This is a genomic window from Vibrio sp. S457-15 (assembly GCF_000960545.1).
GTDB lineage: Bacteria > Pseudomonadota > Gammaproteobacteria > Enterobacterales > Vibrionaceae > Vibrio > Vibrio parahaemolyticus.
The window spans coordinates 51,950-67,839 of record NZ_JYOQ01000042.1; the positions used below are offsets into that span (position 1 = coordinate 51,950).

Consider the following 15,890-nt stretch of genomic DNA (forward strand, 5'->3'; position numbering starts at 1 on the left):
CTTATGCCTCCTGAGGTTTCAACATAGCAATCACGAAGTCCATAGAAGACTCCACTTTGCCTTGGTTTACTGCCGCTGCTGGGTCAACGTTCTTTGGACAAACTTCAGAACAGTAACCAACAAACGTACAACCCCAAGCACCGTTTTCACCGTTGATAAGCTTCATGCGCTCATCTTTACCGTTGTCACGGCTGTCTAGGTTGTAGCGGTGCGCTAGCGTTAGTGCCGCAGGACCGATGAACTCTGGGTTTAGACCAAACTGAGGACATGCTGCGTAGCAAAGACCACAGTTGATACAGCCAGCGAACTGCTTGTATTTCGCCATCTGTTCTGGCGTTTGCAAGTTCGTACCGTCTTCTGGTTTACGGTCGTTACCAATGATGTATGGTTTGATTGCTTCAAGACGTTCGATAAACGGTGTCATATCAACAATCAAGTCTTTCTCGATAGGGAAGTTTGCTAGAGGCTCGATAGTCACGCCGTCTGGGTAGTCACGTAGGAAGCTCTTACAAGCAAGTTTCGGTACGTTGTTCACCATGATGCCGCAAGAACCACAGATCGCCATACGGCAAGACCAACGGTAAGACAGATCTTTGTCTAGGTGATCTTTGATGTAGCCAAGTGCGTCAAGCACAGACATGGTTTCATCGAATGGTACTTCGAATGTTTGCTTGTATGGTTCTGCATCTTTTTCTGGGTCGTAACGCAGGATGTCTACTTTTTGAATGCGATTTGCTGACATTATGCTTGCTCCTCTGCGTTCTTCTCTTCAGCCGCTGCTTTTTCTGCTGCTTCACCGTATAGACGAGCTTTTGGTTGTGACTTAGTGATGGTCACATTGCTGTAATCGATGCTTGGTGCTGAATCTGGTTTGTAGAAAGCAAGTGAGTGTTTTAGGAAGTTCACGTCATCACGCTCTGTACAACCATCGTCTAGACGTTGGTGCGCGCCGCGAGATTCTTTACGTAGAATCGCAGAGTGAACCATCGCTTCAGCGACTTCTAGGCCGTAACCCACTTCGATTGCATATAGAAGGTCTGTGTTGAACACTTTACCTTTGTCTTTGATGCTGATGCGTTTGTAGCGTTCTTTCAACTCAGTGATTTTGTCGATAGTCGCTTGCATCAAATCTTCTTGGCGGTAGATACCACAGCCCGCTTCCATGGTGTGACCCATTTCTGTGCGGATCTCTGCCCAGTTTTCGTCGCCTTCTTGGTTCATCAGTTTCGCGATGCGTTCTTCAACCGCTTTTACTTGCGCGTCAATTGCCGCGTCGTTCCAGCCTTTGAATTCTGCCGCACGTTTCACTGCGTTTTCACCAGCTACGCGGCCAAATACCACGAATTCAGCCAGTGAGTTAGAACCTAGACGGTTTGCACCGTGAAGACCAACAGACGCACATTCACCAACCGCGAATAGGCCTTTAATGCGAGTTTCACAACCGCCGTCTGTTTCAATACCACCCATGGTGTAGTGAACGGTTGGACGAATTGGAATCGGCTCTTTTGCAGGGTCCACGTTTACGTAAGCTTTTGCTAGCTCACAGATGAACGGTAGACGCTCTTGTAGGTACTCTTCACCAAGGTGGCGAAGGTCTAGGTGCACCACGTCACCCAGTGGGTGTTTGATGGTGTTGCCTTTCTGTTGTTCGTGCCAGAAAGCTTGAGAAACTTTGTCACGAGGACCCAGTTCCATGTATTTGTTCTTCGGTTGGCCAACTGGAGTTTCAGGGCCCATGCCGTAATCTTGTAGGTAACGGTAGCCGTTCTTGTTAACGATGATACCGCCTTCACCACGACAACCTTCTGTCATCAGGATACCTGTGCCAGGAAGACCTGTTGGGTGGTATTGAACGAATTCCATATCACGTAGAGGAACGCCGTGACGGTAAGCCATTGCCATACCATCGCCCGTTACGATACCGCCGTTGGTGTTACAGTGGTAAACACGGCCCGCGCCACCTGTTGCTAGAACAACAGATTTTGCTTTGATAGTAACAAGCTCGCCTTCAGACATGTGAATAGCAATCAGACCTTGAACTTCGCCTTCATCAACAAGCAGATCCACCACAAAGTACTCATCAAAACGTTTGATGTTGCTGTACTTCATTGATGTCTGGAATAGCGTATGAAGCATGTGGAAGCCAGTTTTGTCTGCAGCGAACCAAGTACGTTCAACCTTCATACCACCAAAGCGGCGTACGTTGACTTCACCGTTCTCTTTACGACTCCATGGGCAACCCCATTGCTCCATTTGGATCATTTCGCGAGTCGCGTTCTCTACAAAGTATTCAACAACATCCTGTTCACATAGCCAGTCACCACCGCCAACAGTGTCGTTGAAGTGGTTGTCTAAGCTATCTTCATCCTTGATAACTGCTGCTGAGCCACCCTCTGCAGCGACCGTGTGGGAGCGCATTGGATAAACTTTAGAAATCAGAGCGACTTCTAAGTCAGGGTTTGCTTCAGCCGCTGCAATAGCAGTACGAAGACCAGCGCCGCCTGCGCCGATGACTGCGATATCTGTGGTGATAATTTGCACAGTTATCCTCCAGTGTGTGATTGCGGAAATCCGCTTGTTATTGTGATTGCGAGGCGCTCTTTAAAAAGAACTCCCCAAAAGTAGTAGGGTTAGTGTAGATGAGCCACATGGCAGAAAAATTGATGTAATTGGGTTTTTGCTTCGGTAATGCACTTAAGGGCATAGAATTTATAGGTTATGTGACTGCTATCACGGCACGAAACATTTGAAACTCAAACGTCATATCCATGAATGTTAAATGAGTGTTGCCCGACATTGCTGTCATTGATAACAGGTTTTATTTCGAATGTTTTTTGTACTGCAGCACGAGTAATGCTTGCTTCAAATTTAAACAATGTGGCGGGAAAATAGAGAAGGGAAATTCCCCTCTCGTCGAACCGTGAAAAGCATGTAGAATGGGGTTTTTACGCGCTAAATTAGAGTTTTGAGAGACTTATTATGCAAACCAACTGGCAACCTACCGCTTCCATTGAGCAACTTCGTCAACGTGCGACGTTAATCGCCGCCATTCGTCAATTCTTTGCCGAGCGACAGGTGATGGAAGTGGACACGCCAGCGATGAGCCACGCGACCGTGACTGACATTCATTTGCATACTTTCCAAACCGAGTTTGTTGGCCCTGGTTACGCTGATGGCAGTAAGCTGTTCTTTATGACCAGTCCAGAATTCCATATGAAGCGCCTTTTGGCAGCGGGCAGTGGTTGTATTTATCAAATCAATAAAGCGTTTCGTAACGAAGAAAATGGTCGATACCACAACCCCGAGTTTACGATGTTGGAGTGGTATCGCGTTGGCTTTGACCACCATAAATTGATGGATGAAATGGATGACCTGTTGCAGCTGGTATTGAAGTGTGGCGCAGCGCAGCGCATGACGTATCAACAAGCCTTCATTGATGTGTTGGGTGTGTGTCCACTAGAAGGCTCGATGACTGAGCTGAAAGCGGCGGCAAGCAAGCTGGGCTTGAGTGACATTGCTGAGCCAGAAGAAGATCGCGATACGTTGCTGCAACTGTTATTTAGCGTGGGAGTAGAAAACAAAATTGGTCAGGATGTGCCGGCTTTTGTGTACGACTTCCCGGCGTCACAGGCGGCGCTCGCAAAAATCAATCCTCAAGATCATCGCGTCGCGGATCGTTTTGAAGTGTACTTTAAGGGGATAGAGCTGGCGAACGGATTCCATGAACTGGACAATCCGAAAGAGCAATTAGCGCGCTTTGAACAAGATAACGCAAAGCGTATCGAAATGGGTTTAAAACCGCAGCCGATCGATTATCATCTGATTTCTGCACTGGAAGCAGGGTTGCCAGACTGTGCAGGTGTCGCGCTGGGTATCGATCGTTTGATCATGCTGGCGCTAGGCTGTGACCACATTGATCAAGTCACGGCCTTTCCATTTCCAATCGCATAAGGATATCCAATGAACTTGACGGCTGCACGTTTCGTCATCTTGAGCTACGCCATATTGATCGCTTTTTTATCTCTGAGTTCAGGTGAACTACAAGACTGGGGCAATATCGCGTACCTCGACAAAATGCAGCACGCCATGGCGTACAGCGGCTTTGCGTTTTTAGGTTGCTTTTGCGTGTGGCGTTGGCGTCAACGTTGGGCGGTGGCGATGGGTATTTTGCTATTTAGCGCCGTCATTGAGTGGCTACAAGGCTATGTCGGCAGACAAACCTCTTGGTTAGACCTTGTCGCCAACTCGACTGGCATCTTAACTGGTCTGTTATGTTACCTTATTTGGAGCCTCTATCGACCTAGGTTGGTGAAGTCGCTATACTCGATTCGTTAACGAAGAGGGAATACGATAACAATGAAAACGCGCGACAAAATCGTCTACGCGGCACTGGAGTTGTTCAACCAACATGGTGAGCGCAACATCACCACCAATCACATTGCCGATCACATCGAAATTAGCCCTGGTAATCTGTATTACCACTTCCGCAATAAGCAAGAAATCGTTCGTGAGATCTTTGCGCTTTATTCAGCAGAACTTTTAGAAAGATTTACCCCTATTCAAGGCTCACAAGAGAGCCTGACTATGCTGAAGAGCTACCTAGACTCTATTTTTACCTTGATGTGGAAATACCGCTTTTTCTACGCAAACCTACCAGAAATCTTGTCACGAGATGAACAGCTGCACGAGCAGTACATCGATGTGCAAGAGAAGCTGCAAGCTAACCTCATTGCGATTATGCAGGAGTTTGTTTCTTTGAAGTTGCTGGATGTGAATGAACAGCAGTTGAAATCACTGGTGTGCACGCTGCATTTGATCGCTTGTAGTTGGTTAGCTTACCAATCTGCAATGGCATCGAAAACCAGCATTACCGAGCAAATGGTGAAGCAGGGGATGCTGCAGATGCTGAATGTTGTGAAACCTGTCGCGACTGAACAAGGTTTGGAGCAACTACAGCTGTTGGAAGAAGCAGTCAGCACACTGCAGGGCTGATCGGTCACTTGCTTCAATATTTCGAGAGTCACTCTCATTTTCGAGTCGCGCCTTGAGTTGACTTGTCATACTTGCTACGCACAATAAGACGACTATCTCCCTCGATTAGTTCAAGGGATTGACTCTCGATAAAGGAACTATCGCTCAATGAATTACGACATCTTCAATGGTGATGCAGACGGCATCATCGCACTTCTACAACTGCGTTTGGCTGACCCTATCGATTCCCAATTAATTACTGGCGTAAAGCGCGATATTAAGCTAGTGGAAAAAGTGGACGTGCAAGCGGGTGATGAGCTGACTGTGTTAGACATTTCGATGGAAAAGAACATGGCTGGTTTAGAGCAAGCATTGGCTCAAGGCGCGCACGTGTTTTACGCCGATCACCACAAAGCTGGTGACATTCCTCAACACGGTAATTTGGACGCCCATATCGATCTTGACGCTAATATGTGTACCGCTTTGATTGTCGATAAGTTGCTGGAAGGACGCTTTCATACTTGGGCGATCACCGCTGCTTACGGTGATAACTTGATTGCTAAAGCGGATGCGCTGGCGGATCAAGCCGGACTTAATAACGAGCAAAAAGCGCAGTTAAAAGAGCTCGGTACATTAATCAACTACAACGGTTATGGCTCGAAAGTCGACGACCTTCATTTCCATCCTGCGGATTTATACCGAGCGTTGGTCCAATATATTTCGCCATTCGAAGTCATTGAAGATAAAGCCTCGCCTTACTATCAATTGCAATCAGCTTACCAACAAGACATGGATGCCGCGCAAGCGGTACCAGCCACGCATGAAAGCGACACATTGAAGTTGTTTGAGCTACCAAACACGGCCGCATCACGTCGAATCAGCGGTGTGTATGGCAACTGGCTGGCAAACCAAAATCCAGACTCTGCGCATGCGGTACTCACAGAAAACGCAGATGGTACTTACACAGTTTCACTCCGTGCACCATTGAACAATAAACAAGGTGCTGTTGCCGTGTGTGGGCAGTTCCCTACAGGTGGTGGGCGAGAGGCGGCTGCGGGTATTAATGCCTTACGCAAAGAAGATGTGAATGCATTTATTGATGCGGTCGAAACGTACTACGCATAGCATTTTCCAAAATATGAATACAATAAAGGAGCCGAGTGGCTCCTTTGTTTTTACTACAAGTAAATAAGTCAGGTAATCAGCGCTTTAACCAAGATTTCGGGTTCTGTGCTTCACTATTACGGCGGATTTCGAAATACAGTGATGGTCGGTCCTGCCCGCCTGTATCACCAGCGAGTGCTATCACTTCGCCTGCGGTGACTTTATCGCCTTCTTTTTTGGTTAACGCTTGATTGTAGCCGTAAAGCGTCATGTCACCTTTACCGTGATCAAGCAGCACCACTAAACCGTAACCTCTTAAATACTCTGCAAATACGACTGTGCCAGGGTAAACCGCTTTAACTTGTTGACCATAGTTAGCGGAAAGCACCATACCTTTCCAGTTTACTTGTCCGGTTTGACGCGTACCGAAGTTATGTAACACACTGCCTTTTAGTGGCCATGGTAGTTTGCCGCGCTGTTTGCCGAGCCCGTCCATTGGTACTGCATTTCGTTTGGCGGCTTTTGCAATCTCGGCTTTTAGACGGGTTTCATTGCGTTGTAGTTCAGCAAGGTAACGTTTGTCGTTTTTAATGCTGCTCTGAATTTTGTTCAGCGTTTGCTTACGATTCGACTGCGTACTGGCCAGTGCGGTACGCTTTTCTGATTGCTGCTTGAGCAGGGTTTCGATCTGCTCTTTCTCTAGCTCAAGTTGGTTTTTGTTGTGCGCCAACTCTTGAGTGGTCTTGGTGATGGCATCAATCACTTCGGCACGAGCCTTGGCTAAGTGCTGAAAGTATTGGCTAATGCGGTCTTCTTCTACACCTTGATTCAATAAGTGCCCATTCGCTTTCGCTCGCTCGGTCACGTAATACGTTTGCAGCAACTGCTTGAGCTCTTCCTCTTGTGCTTGGCGCTGGGCTTCTTGCAAGGAGATTTTCTCTTCCAGTTTATTGATGTTCTTGTCTGCTTGAGCAAGGTCGGCTTTAGTTTGCTTGATTTCTCGCTCCAGCTTAGAAATGCCAAGCTCTTGGTCTTTGAGCGATTTTTGCAGCTCGTTAAGCTGTTTCTCTTGCGAGGTTAGCGCCTTCTTTTGGCGATTGATTTCGCTGGAAACGCCTTTGAGCTCTTGCTGACTAGCGGCGAAAGAAGAGAGGGGATAGGTGGCAGATAAAGCACAAGTTAATAAAATAGCCGAGCGGAGCACTGGGTGATTTTGTTTTCGCACTTGAGAGTTACCTACCACATTATTGTCAAAGGATCAGAAGACGGTTAAATGCCATCTCCATGGATAAAGCTTTGTGATTTACCGTTAAAGCCTTGGTCCATATCGAGAGACGGTTTGTCTGTTTTTGGTCGACCGACGATTTTTGCGGGTACGCCCGCCACGGTCGTGTGCGGTGGCACCGCTTGCAATACTACGGAGCAAGAGCCGATTTTCGCCCCTTCGCCTACTTCGATATTACCAAGAATTTTGGCACCTGCACCAATCATCACGCCTTCACGGATTTTCGGGTGACGATCGCCGCACTCTTTACCTGTACCACCTAGGGTGACGTCTTGTAGGATCGACACATCGTTATCAACCACCGCTGTTTCACCGATCACGATGCCCGTCGCATGGTCGAGCATGATGCCGCTACCAATACGTGCTGCTGGGTGAATGTCTACCTGACACGCCACAGAAATTTGGTTTTGCAAATACGTCGCGAGGGCATGACGGCCTTGTTTCCACAACCAGTTTGCCACGCGATAGCCTTGCAGCGCGTGGTAACCTTTCAAATACAATAATGGCATTGAGTACATGGAAACAGCAGGGTCGCGGTTGACCGTCGCACAAATGTCACACGCAGCAAAATCCGTGATGGTAGGGTCTGCGGCAAATGCCTCTTCGACCACTTCACGAACGGCCATTGCTGGCATCGACGCCGTGTTTAATTTGTTGGCCAAAATGTAACTCAGTGCCGCACACAAACTTTCATGCTTGATGATGGTAGCGTGGTAAAAGCTCGCCAACATAGGCTCTTGCTCTGACATTTCACGGGCTTCTGAGACAATTTTGTTCCAGACTTTTTGTTTTTCGCAGTGTTTCATTCTCAATATCCTGAGTGGTTCTTCCGTGACCCGACAACTTCTATTCTTCTCAGATGAGGTGCGAAGGTGCGTAGAGTGCTACTTTCCTTCGGCTTTTTTGTCACGAGCAAGTAAATCTTGCGCTGCCAGGCGTGCATCTTTTCCTTGATACAATACTTGATAAATTTGGTCAACAATCGGCATCTCAACGCCCATGCGTTGGGAGAGCATCCATACTTCTTTCGTGTTGCGGTAGCCTTCTACGACTTGACCAATTTCTTCTTGTGCCGTGTCAACGTCTTTACCTTGACCGAGAGCTAAACCAAAGCGGCGGTTACGTGACTGGTTGTCAGTACACGTAAGAACCAAGTCACCTAAACCAGCCATACCCATGAAGGTTTCTGGTTTGGCACCAAGTGCAGCGCCAAGGCGGCTCATTTCAGCCAAGCCACGGGTAATCAACGCAGTACGTGCGTTTGCACCAAAACCGATGCCGTCTGACATACCTGCGCCAATTGCGATAACGTTTTTCACTGCACCGCCAAGTTGCATGCCGATGAAGTCGTTGTTCGCGTACACGCGGAAGGTTTTGCTACAGTGGATTTTCTCTTGCAGATCCGCCACGAACTCTGCATCTGGAGAGGCAACGGAAATCGCAGTTGGTAGACCCATCGCGAGCTCTTTCGCGAACGTTGGGCCAGATAGAACGGCCAGCGAGTAGTTCTCACCGATGATGTCGTACGCGACGTCTTTGAGCAGTCGGCCAGTTTCAGGTTCAAGACCTTTGGTTGCCCAACAGATACGCGAATCTTCACGCAGGAACGGTTTGCAGCTGTTAAGCACGATGCCAAAGACATGGCTTGGAACCACAACTAACAAGTCACGGCTTGCTTGAACGGCTTTTTCTAAATCCGATTCAATAATCAAGCTTTCTGGGAAATCAACACCTGGTAAAAATGCGTGGTTCGCGCGATCCGCCTCTAAGCGTGCCATGTGCTCTGGCTCGTGTCCCCAAAGGACAACGTTCGCACCATTACGCGCGAGGGAGATCGCTAGAGAAGTACCGTATGAGCCAGCGCCAATTACAGTCATTGCGATGTCTTTACCGTAAGCATTGTTTGTATTTGCTTGTGTCATGCTACCGCCTAATTGTCTTTCTACTAGTAGAATCTAGTTCATAATCACCAGATTTTACGCTCTCTAGGGATTAGGAACTAGGAACTTTTGTCAGAAATAAAAAATGCACATTGCATCGGATGGTAGACGCTATGTGCATTTTCTTCGAGTCGGTGACGAAAGCGCTTATGGCTGCTCGTCACTTACAAAACGTGAATTACGCTTGAGCTTCGCCTTGTTGAGCTTGCTGTTGTAGGTAGTTCATGAATAGCGCGTCGAAGTTAACTGGCGCTAGGTTCAGTTGAGGGAACGTACCTTTAACAACTAGGCTTGAGATAGTTTCACGAGCGTAAGGGAATAGGATGTTCGGGCAGAATGCACCTAGGCAATGTGCTAGTTGACCAGCTTCCATTTGCTCAGCAGTGAAGATACCACCTTGTTGAACTTCACATAGGAACGCAGTTTCTTCTTCGTTCTTCACCGTCACAGTTAGACGTAGAACTACTTCGTAAACGCCTTCACCAAGCTCACGGCTTTGAGTGTCTAGGTCTAGTTTAACGTCTGGGTTCCATTCTTTTTGGAAGATTACTGGAGAATTTGGCGCTTCGAAAGAAACGTCTTTTAGGAAGATGCGTTGAATTGCGAAGTTTTGTTGTGCTTCTTGAGGTGCTGCTTCAGCCATTTTTAAATCCTTAATAAACATTTGTTGAGTCTAGAAACGCCTAAACTCAGAAATTTGGTTTGTCCTGAGACTAACTGAGCAAATGTACCTTGACTAGATGAAGCGTGTATTACGTGCAAAGCGTCACAACTTAGGGCTTCAACTGCTTTCTATTTGCTCAGTTTTATATCCACGAGGCTTGGCAAAATCGCGTTTAAATGCGTACCTTAGTTTTTGCCACGTTCCTACTTTTTACCACGAACTAAAGGTAGGTTTGCTTCGTTCCATGCAATCAAACCATTCTTAAGTAGGCTAACTTTTTCAAAGCCCGCTTTTACTAGAAGGTTCGCGCTTTCTTGAGCGGTTTGGCCCGTCTTGCATACAACAATGATTGGGTCTGATTTATGGTTTTCAAGGCTACCCAAGTTACCTGCTTTGATGTCTGACGGTAAAATGTGAAGTGAGTCGGTGATATGACCTTTTTTGAACTCATCTTTTGTGCGGATATCCACAACAACGCCGTTTTCACGGTTCATTAGGTGAGTCAGTTGGTTTACGTTGATTTCTTTGTATGCTGCCGTCGCTGACTTCACGATGTTCATGATAAATGCGACAAGAAGACCTACCCAAACCAAAGATAGAATCATGTTCTGTTGGAAAAATTCAATGTACTCTTGCATGTCTTGAGCTCTTACGCTGTTGGCGGAAAAATAAAGCAGGAGTATAGCGGGGTTAAGCCTCTTAGGCGAGAGGGTTAAAATTTTCTAACGAATAATTGAGATCTCTATAAACTCGCTACGTCCTTGTTATTGCATCCCTTCTCCTATCCTTAATTCATCACTTTTTCCTATCGAAGTAATCGGTCTAAGTGACTTCTGTTTTGCTAAGAAAAGAGAACAATAGAACCTATCCTCAGCCAGTTATGTTGAGCGCTCTAAAAGCAGACCGTTTTGACAGTTTTGTGGCAACGTTGAGAGCCGTGCCATCGAATGTTGGCTTGGGTGTACAAAGCGTATTGGGAATGACTATGCTTGTGGAACACGTTTGTTGGTGACGCTTGGTTGCTCGCTAACTTGTAAGATAGCAACATTAAATCGCAAACATTATTTGATCTTAACCTACAGTTTTGGTTAAAAAGTGTAGTAAAATTACGCTAGTTTTGTTTCAAGGTTAGATAGGGCAGCGAAGCCCTACGCCAAAAGTTACTTAAATTTGATGAGGTCATCACTATGTCAGCTAAGAAGCCACTGGCTCTAGTTATCCTTGACGGTTACGGTTACCGTGAAGACACAGCAAGTAACGCAATTGCGAATGCGAAAACACCAGTAATGGATGCTCTGATTGCGAACAACCCACATACTCTAATCTCTGCTTCAGGCATGGATGTTGGCCTTCCTGATGGTCAAATGGGTAACTCAGAAGTTGGTCACACTAACATTGGCGCAGGTCGCGTTGTATACCAAGATCTAACTCGTATCACTAAATCAATTGCTGATGGTGAGTTCGAACAAACGCCTGCTCTAGTGGAAGCTATCGACGCTGCAGTGAAAGCAGAAAAAGCGGTACACATCATGGGTCTTATGTCTCCAGGTGGCGTACACTCTCACGAAGATCACATCTACGCAGCGGTTGAAATGGCGGCAGCTCGTGGCGCTGAGAAAATCTACCTACACTGTTTCCTAGACGGTCGTGACACACCACCACGCAGTGCAGAAAACTCGCTACAACGTTTCCAAGATCTATTCGCGAAACTAGGTAAAGGCCGCGTTGCTTCTCTAGTCGGTCGTTACTACGCAATGGACCGTGACAACAACTGGGAACGTGTACAAGTTGCATACGATCTACTAACCCAAGCTAAAGCTGAATTCACAGCAGAAACGGCTGTTGCTGGTCTTGAAGCGGCTTACGCTCGTGACGAAAACGACGAGTTCGTGAAAGCAACGGCGATTAAAGCAGAAGGTCAAGAAGACGCAATCATGCAAGACGGCGATGCGGTTATCTTCATGAACTACCGTGCTGACCGTGCACGTCAAATCACACGTGCATTCGTTCCTGGTTTTGACGGTTTTGAGCGCGCAGTATTCCCAGCAATCAACTTCGTGATGCTGACTCAATACGCGGCAGATATCCCTCTAGCAACAGCATTCCCACCAGCGTCTCTAGAAAACACGTACGGTGAATGGCTATCTAAGCAAGGTCAAACTCAGCTACGTATCTCTGAAACAGAGAAATACGCGCACGTTACTTTCTTCTTCAACGGTGGTGTTGAGAACGAATTTGAAGGCGAAGAGCGTCAATTGGTTGCTTCTCCAAAAGTAGCAACTTACGACCTACAACCAGAAATGAGCTCTCCAGAGCTAACTGAGAAATTGGTTGCGGCTATCAAGTCTGGTAAGTACGACACAATCATTTGTAACTACCCGAACGCAGATATGGTTGGTCACACTGGAGTTTACGAAGCGGCTGAAAAAGCGATCGAAGCACTAGACGAAAGCGTAGGCAAAGTAGTTGAAGCAATCAAAGAAGTTGGCGGTCAGCTACTGATCACTGCGGACCATGGTAACGCAGAAATGATGATCGACCCTGAAACTGGCGGCGTTCACACTGCACACACTAACCTACCAGTGCCTCTAATCTACGTAGGTGACAAAGCGGTTGAGTTCAAAGAAGGCGGTAAACTGTCTGACCTTGCACCAACAATGCTTTCTCTAGCGGGTCTAGAAATCCCTGCTGAAATGTCTGGTGATGTGCTAGTTAAGTAATTAACTGACGATTCAGAATGACAAAAGCCCGAGTATAAACTCGGGCTTTTTTGTGTCTGGTAATAAGGACTGGTTTGTAAGATTACTGAACTAAAATCCCCGCACCAATCACCGCTAGGGCCGCGCCCAACCAAGCAAATCGGTTTGGTCGGCGTTTAGTGTAAACCCAGAGCAGCGGTAGCAACATGATTGGCGTGGTTGAAGATAGCAGAGCAACCATACCTACGTTCCCTTCGCGCAGCGCGTAAAGAATTAACGTCATTCCTACGGCCATCGCGAGAAAGCCATTCAACGCCGTAATGCCAAAAACACGCCAAGTAATGCGTTGGGTGGAGCGAGCAACTTTTACACCAACGATAAGTAACAAGCAGTGCGCAACGAACGCGCTGATCATTCGAATTGCCGATGCAGCGATTGGGTCGACACTGGTTTGCATGACCGGTTTAGCAATAATGCCACCGAGCGCCTGACATATTGCAGCGGTAAGGCCGAGTGAGACTCCAACCCAAATGTTGCCTTTGATTTCCTCGAGCACATTGTTAGTTTGTCCGCGTCGGCCAAAGAATATCGCCATCACCACACCGCTAAACACCAGTGCAGAACCAAGCAGTTCAATGGCCGTCATGCTTTCGCTAAATAGGAAATAACCTAAGATGGTGGAAAACACGGCATGGCAGGAGAACAACAGGCCCGCTTGCCTTGGCCCCATGCGATTCAAACACGCAAACAGTGCGGTGTCGCCAATGAAGATCCCTATCAATCCGGATGCTATCATCGGCGTAATATGTTCCCAAGACACACTTAGCCAACCGCCGGTTATCCACGCCATGGTCGACAAAATTACGGCTGTGCAGCCCATCCGCCAACGACTGTAAGAGAAGGCGCCCAGATGCTGCGCAGGAATAACCGAAATCAGGCTGGAAACCGCCCATAAAAAGGCAGCGCACAGAGCAAGCCATTCGTAACCCATGATTGATAGACGTCCTTGTTGAATAGGGTTGAGGGCTTTTAATATGCATGAAATGCCACGAGCAATGCCATCATTTTTTTATTTATTATTGGGAAGTTAAAGGGCTAGATAACATCAATAAAAAAGCAGCTCTGGGAGCTGCTTTTTCGGGGCGGTTTACACTTTAAAGCGACTGATGTTTTCTCGCATGGTGTTCGCTGTGTTGAACATTCTGCGTGCGCCTTCACTGCTTTTCAGTGATTGCTCAGCAATGACATCTGCATCGTCTTTGATGCCTTGAGTATTGCGGCTGATGTCTTCACTTACCGCTCGCTGCTCTTCTGCTGCGCTCGCAATCTGCATCGCCATATCGTTAATCTCGGTGATAGAGTTGGTGATGCTGGTTAGACTGTCGTGCGCTTGCTGTGCGTAATCCACGCTGGTATCTGCCAAGCTAGTGCTGGCTTGCATGCTGTTTACGGCAAGCTTGGTATTGCTTTGCAGCGTTTCAATCATGGTACGGATTTCTTCTGTTGAGCCATGAGTGCGTTGGCTAAGTACACGTACTTCATCCGCTACCACGGCAAATCCGCGTCCTTGTTCACCCGCGCGTGCTGCTTCGATTGCCGCATTGAGAGCGAGCAGGTTGGTTTGCTCAGCAATGCCTTGAATCGTAGACAGGATTTGGTTGATGCTTTGGGTGTTCGCTTCCAGTTCAGAAATCACATTTGCCGCATCACTCACTTGCTCAGCAAGCGACACAATCGCTTCTCGGTTTTTCTGAATAACGCTTTGACCTTCCACACACGCAGATGCGGAGTTTTGGGATGCACTTGCGGTCAATTCTGCATGACTTGCTACTTCTGCAGCGGTTGCTGACATTTCATGAATGGCCGTAGCAATTTGGTTTACGTCATTTTGTTGGTGCTCAACGCGTCCTGCCGCCATGGCTGAGAGTTCATTCGCCTGTTGTGCTTGTTCTGACAACTGCTGACTGTTTTCGACGATGTTTTTTAGCATTGATTGCATCTGAGCAAGGAACTGGTTGACGTGCGTAGCCAGTTCACCAATTTCATCCATGCGTTCAATCTCGATGCGCTGCGTCAAATCACCTTCACCTTGTGACAGTTCAGAGAGTGCATCCGACAAAGTTTGCAGTGGACGTAGTAGGCGAGTGATCACGTAAGTGCTGATGGCAGCGATGATCAAATACATCACGATTGAAGCAATGGCAGTAAAGGTCACTTGCTCCGAAACGGATGCAAAAGCCATTTGTTTGTCTTGCACAACGCCCAGAGACCAATCGGTGTTAGGGACTTGAGCAACATAAATCAGTTGGTCGCCTTGTTTTGGCCACGTGATTGTTTCTAGCTTCGCGTGTTGTGCCAAGTTGGCCATTTTATCGCGAGTCAGTTCTGGATTTAACGTGGTGAGCGGTTTCTGGCTGAGCTTTTCATCTTTATAAGCGACGAGATTATTGTTGCCATCCACCAAAAACGCGAAGCCGTTGTTATCCAGTTGGATATTCAATACTTCGCTGATGATGTCTGTGACGGCCAAGTCAGCGGCCAATACGCCTTGTTTGTTTTGGTTAAACGCTTTGGCAAAGCTGACCACAATACTGCCATCAAAGTCTTGGTATGGCTCGGTAATGATCAGCCCAGATTGTGCCATCGCGTCTTGATACCAAGGGCGAGTTCGAGGGTCGTAATCGGATGGCCATGATTCGCCTTTATCGCCGTAGGCAATCGTGCCGTCAGAGAACCCTGCGTAAACAGAGAGAAATTTCCCCGCGCGTTTGGTCAGCAATAACTCGCGATCTGCATCATCAGAACCGGCGATGATTTGTTCGTTAGCCAACATCATATCGCTACGAATTGAGAGCCAATCGCTGATATAACGGTTAGTCGACTCAGAAATATTCTGTATTTCTCGGTTGAGTGTGGATGTGGTTTCTTCGTGAAGTTGATTAACGGAAACCCAAGCTTGAACGCCACTTACGATGGCGATAATGACTGCGATAGCAATCTGGATTTTTAACTTAATGGTATTTCTCATTGTCTAACCTTTATAAACAGACAAAAAGATCAGTGTCACAACGTGTGACTCCAGAGGGTTTAGACGATTCAAGCACAGAGCGTTACATGAAAGGCTTTAGTGAATTTATCGACAGTTAGTGATGAAACTTGAGGCACATGGTGTGATTTTTATTCAGCAATGCAATGTTAAATCCCCATTCATCATGGTGTGCATAGGG

14 protein-coding genes are annotated in these 15,890 nt (G+C 47.2%); 5 read left to right on the forward strand and 9 right to left on the reverse strand.

All coding sequences use genetic code 11. The annotated features are described in order from the left end of the window. Position 1: 1 nt before the first annotated feature. On the reverse strand, positions 2–742 hold the full coding sequence (locus UF05_RS05670) for a succinate dehydrogenase/fumarate reductase iron-sulfur subunit (RefSeq protein WP_005456956.1): 741 nt from the start codon (positions 740–742) through the stop codon (positions 2–4). Then, positions 742–2,541: a fumarate reductase (quinol) flavoprotein subunit gene (frdA, locus tag UF05_RS05675; protein ID WP_025631616.1), complete on the reverse strand. Its 1,800-nt coding sequence runs from the start codon at positions 2,539–2,541 to the stop codon at positions 742–744. The genes UF05_RS05670 and frdA overlap by 1 nt, the downstream gene beginning before the upstream one ends. Before the next feature lie 438 nt (positions 2,542–2,979). On the opposite strand from frdA, the gene epmA reads away from it, so the two are divergent. The 4 genes from epmA (at position 2,980) to UF05_RS05695 (ending at position 6,096) form a co-directional block, all read left to right on the forward strand. After that, positions 2,980–3,951 (forward strand): elongation factor P--(R)-beta-lysine ligase, encoded by a 972-nt coding sequence (gene epmA, locus UF05_RS05680; protein ID WP_005456968.1) that lies wholly within the window; start codon positions 2,980–2,982, stop codon positions 3,949–3,951. A gap of 9 nt (positions 3,952–3,960) precedes the next feature. Beyond that, entirely contained in the window at positions 3,961–4,335 is a 375-nt protein-coding gene (locus UF05_RS05685; RefSeq protein ID WP_045545932.1) for a VanZ family protein, read from the forward strand. 21 nt (positions 4,336–4,356) lie between these two features. Continuing rightward, the gene (locus UF05_RS05690) at positions 4,357–4,992 is read left to right on the forward strand and encodes a TetR/AcrR family transcriptional regulator (RefSeq protein WP_005456944.1); all 636 of its coding nucleotides are present in this window, start codon (positions 4,357–4,359) and stop codon (positions 4,990–4,992) included. Between the two features lie 147 nt (positions 4,993–5,139). Continuing rightward, a complete protein-coding gene (locus UF05_RS05695) occupies positions 5,140–6,096 on the forward strand; it encodes an acetyltransferase (RefSeq protein WP_020839787.1) in 957 nt (318 codons plus the stop codon). A 76-nt stretch (positions 6,097–6,172) separates the two neighbouring features. Here UF05_RS05695 and UF05_RS05700 read toward each other — a convergent pair whose 3' ends face one another. The 5 genes from UF05_RS05700 to UF05_RS05720 all read right to left on the reverse strand — a co-directional run bounded on the left by UF05_RS05700 (position 6,173) and on the right by UF05_RS05720 (position 10,602). Beyond that, entirely contained in the window at positions 6,173–7,318 is a 1,146-nt protein-coding gene (locus UF05_RS05700) for a murein hydrolase activator EnvC family protein (RefSeq protein WP_005456946.1), read from the reverse strand. Between the two features lie 26 nt (positions 7,319–7,344). Further along, positions 7,345–8,166, reverse strand: coding sequence for a serine O-acetyltransferase (cysE, locus tag UF05_RS05705; RefSeq protein ID WP_005496472.1), 822 nt, complete (start codon positions 8,164–8,166; stop codon positions 7,345–7,347). 78 nt (positions 8,167–8,244) lie between these two features. Further along, entirely contained in the window at positions 8,245–9,282 is a 1,038-nt protein-coding gene (gene gpsA / locus UF05_RS05710) for an NAD(P)H-dependent glycerol-3-phosphate dehydrogenase (RefSeq protein ID WP_005496473.1), read from the reverse strand. Positions 9,283–9,478: 196 nt separating this feature from the next. Beyond that, the gene (secB, locus tag UF05_RS05715) at positions 9,479–9,943 is read right to left on the reverse strand and encodes a protein-export chaperone SecB (protein WP_005456911.1); all 465 of its coding nucleotides are present in this window, start codon (positions 9,941–9,943) and stop codon (positions 9,479–9,481) included. Between the two features lie 224 nt (positions 9,944–10,167). After that, positions 10,168–10,602, reverse strand: a complete 435-nt coding sequence (locus UF05_RS05720; protein WP_005381472.1) for a rhodanese-like domain-containing protein — start codon at positions 10,600–10,602, stop codon at positions 10,168–10,170. A gap of 549 nt (positions 10,603–11,151) precedes the next feature. Here UF05_RS05720 and gpmM point away from each other — a divergent pair. Continuing rightward, on the forward strand, positions 11,152–12,684 hold the full coding sequence (gene gpmM / locus UF05_RS05725; RefSeq protein ID WP_005456931.1) for a 2,3-bisphosphoglycerate-independent phosphoglycerate mutase: 1,533 nt from the start codon (positions 11,152–11,154) through the stop codon (positions 12,682–12,684). 82 nt (positions 12,685–12,766) lie between these two features. On the opposite strand, the gene UF05_RS05730 is transcribed toward gpmM, so the two are convergent. Together UF05_RS05730 and UF05_RS05735 are read right to left on the reverse strand one after the other, a co-directional pair. After that, entirely contained in the window at positions 12,767–13,654 is an 888-nt protein-coding gene (locus UF05_RS05730; RefSeq protein WP_045545933.1) for a DMT family transporter, read from the reverse strand. A 156-nt stretch (positions 13,655–13,810) separates the two neighbouring features. Continuing rightward, positions 13,811–15,691 (reverse strand): methyl-accepting chemotaxis protein, encoded by a 1,881-nt coding sequence (locus tag UF05_RS05735; RefSeq protein WP_024702515.1) that lies wholly within the window; start codon positions 15,689–15,691, stop codon positions 13,811–13,813. Positions 15,692–15,890 lie beyond the last annotated feature (199 nt).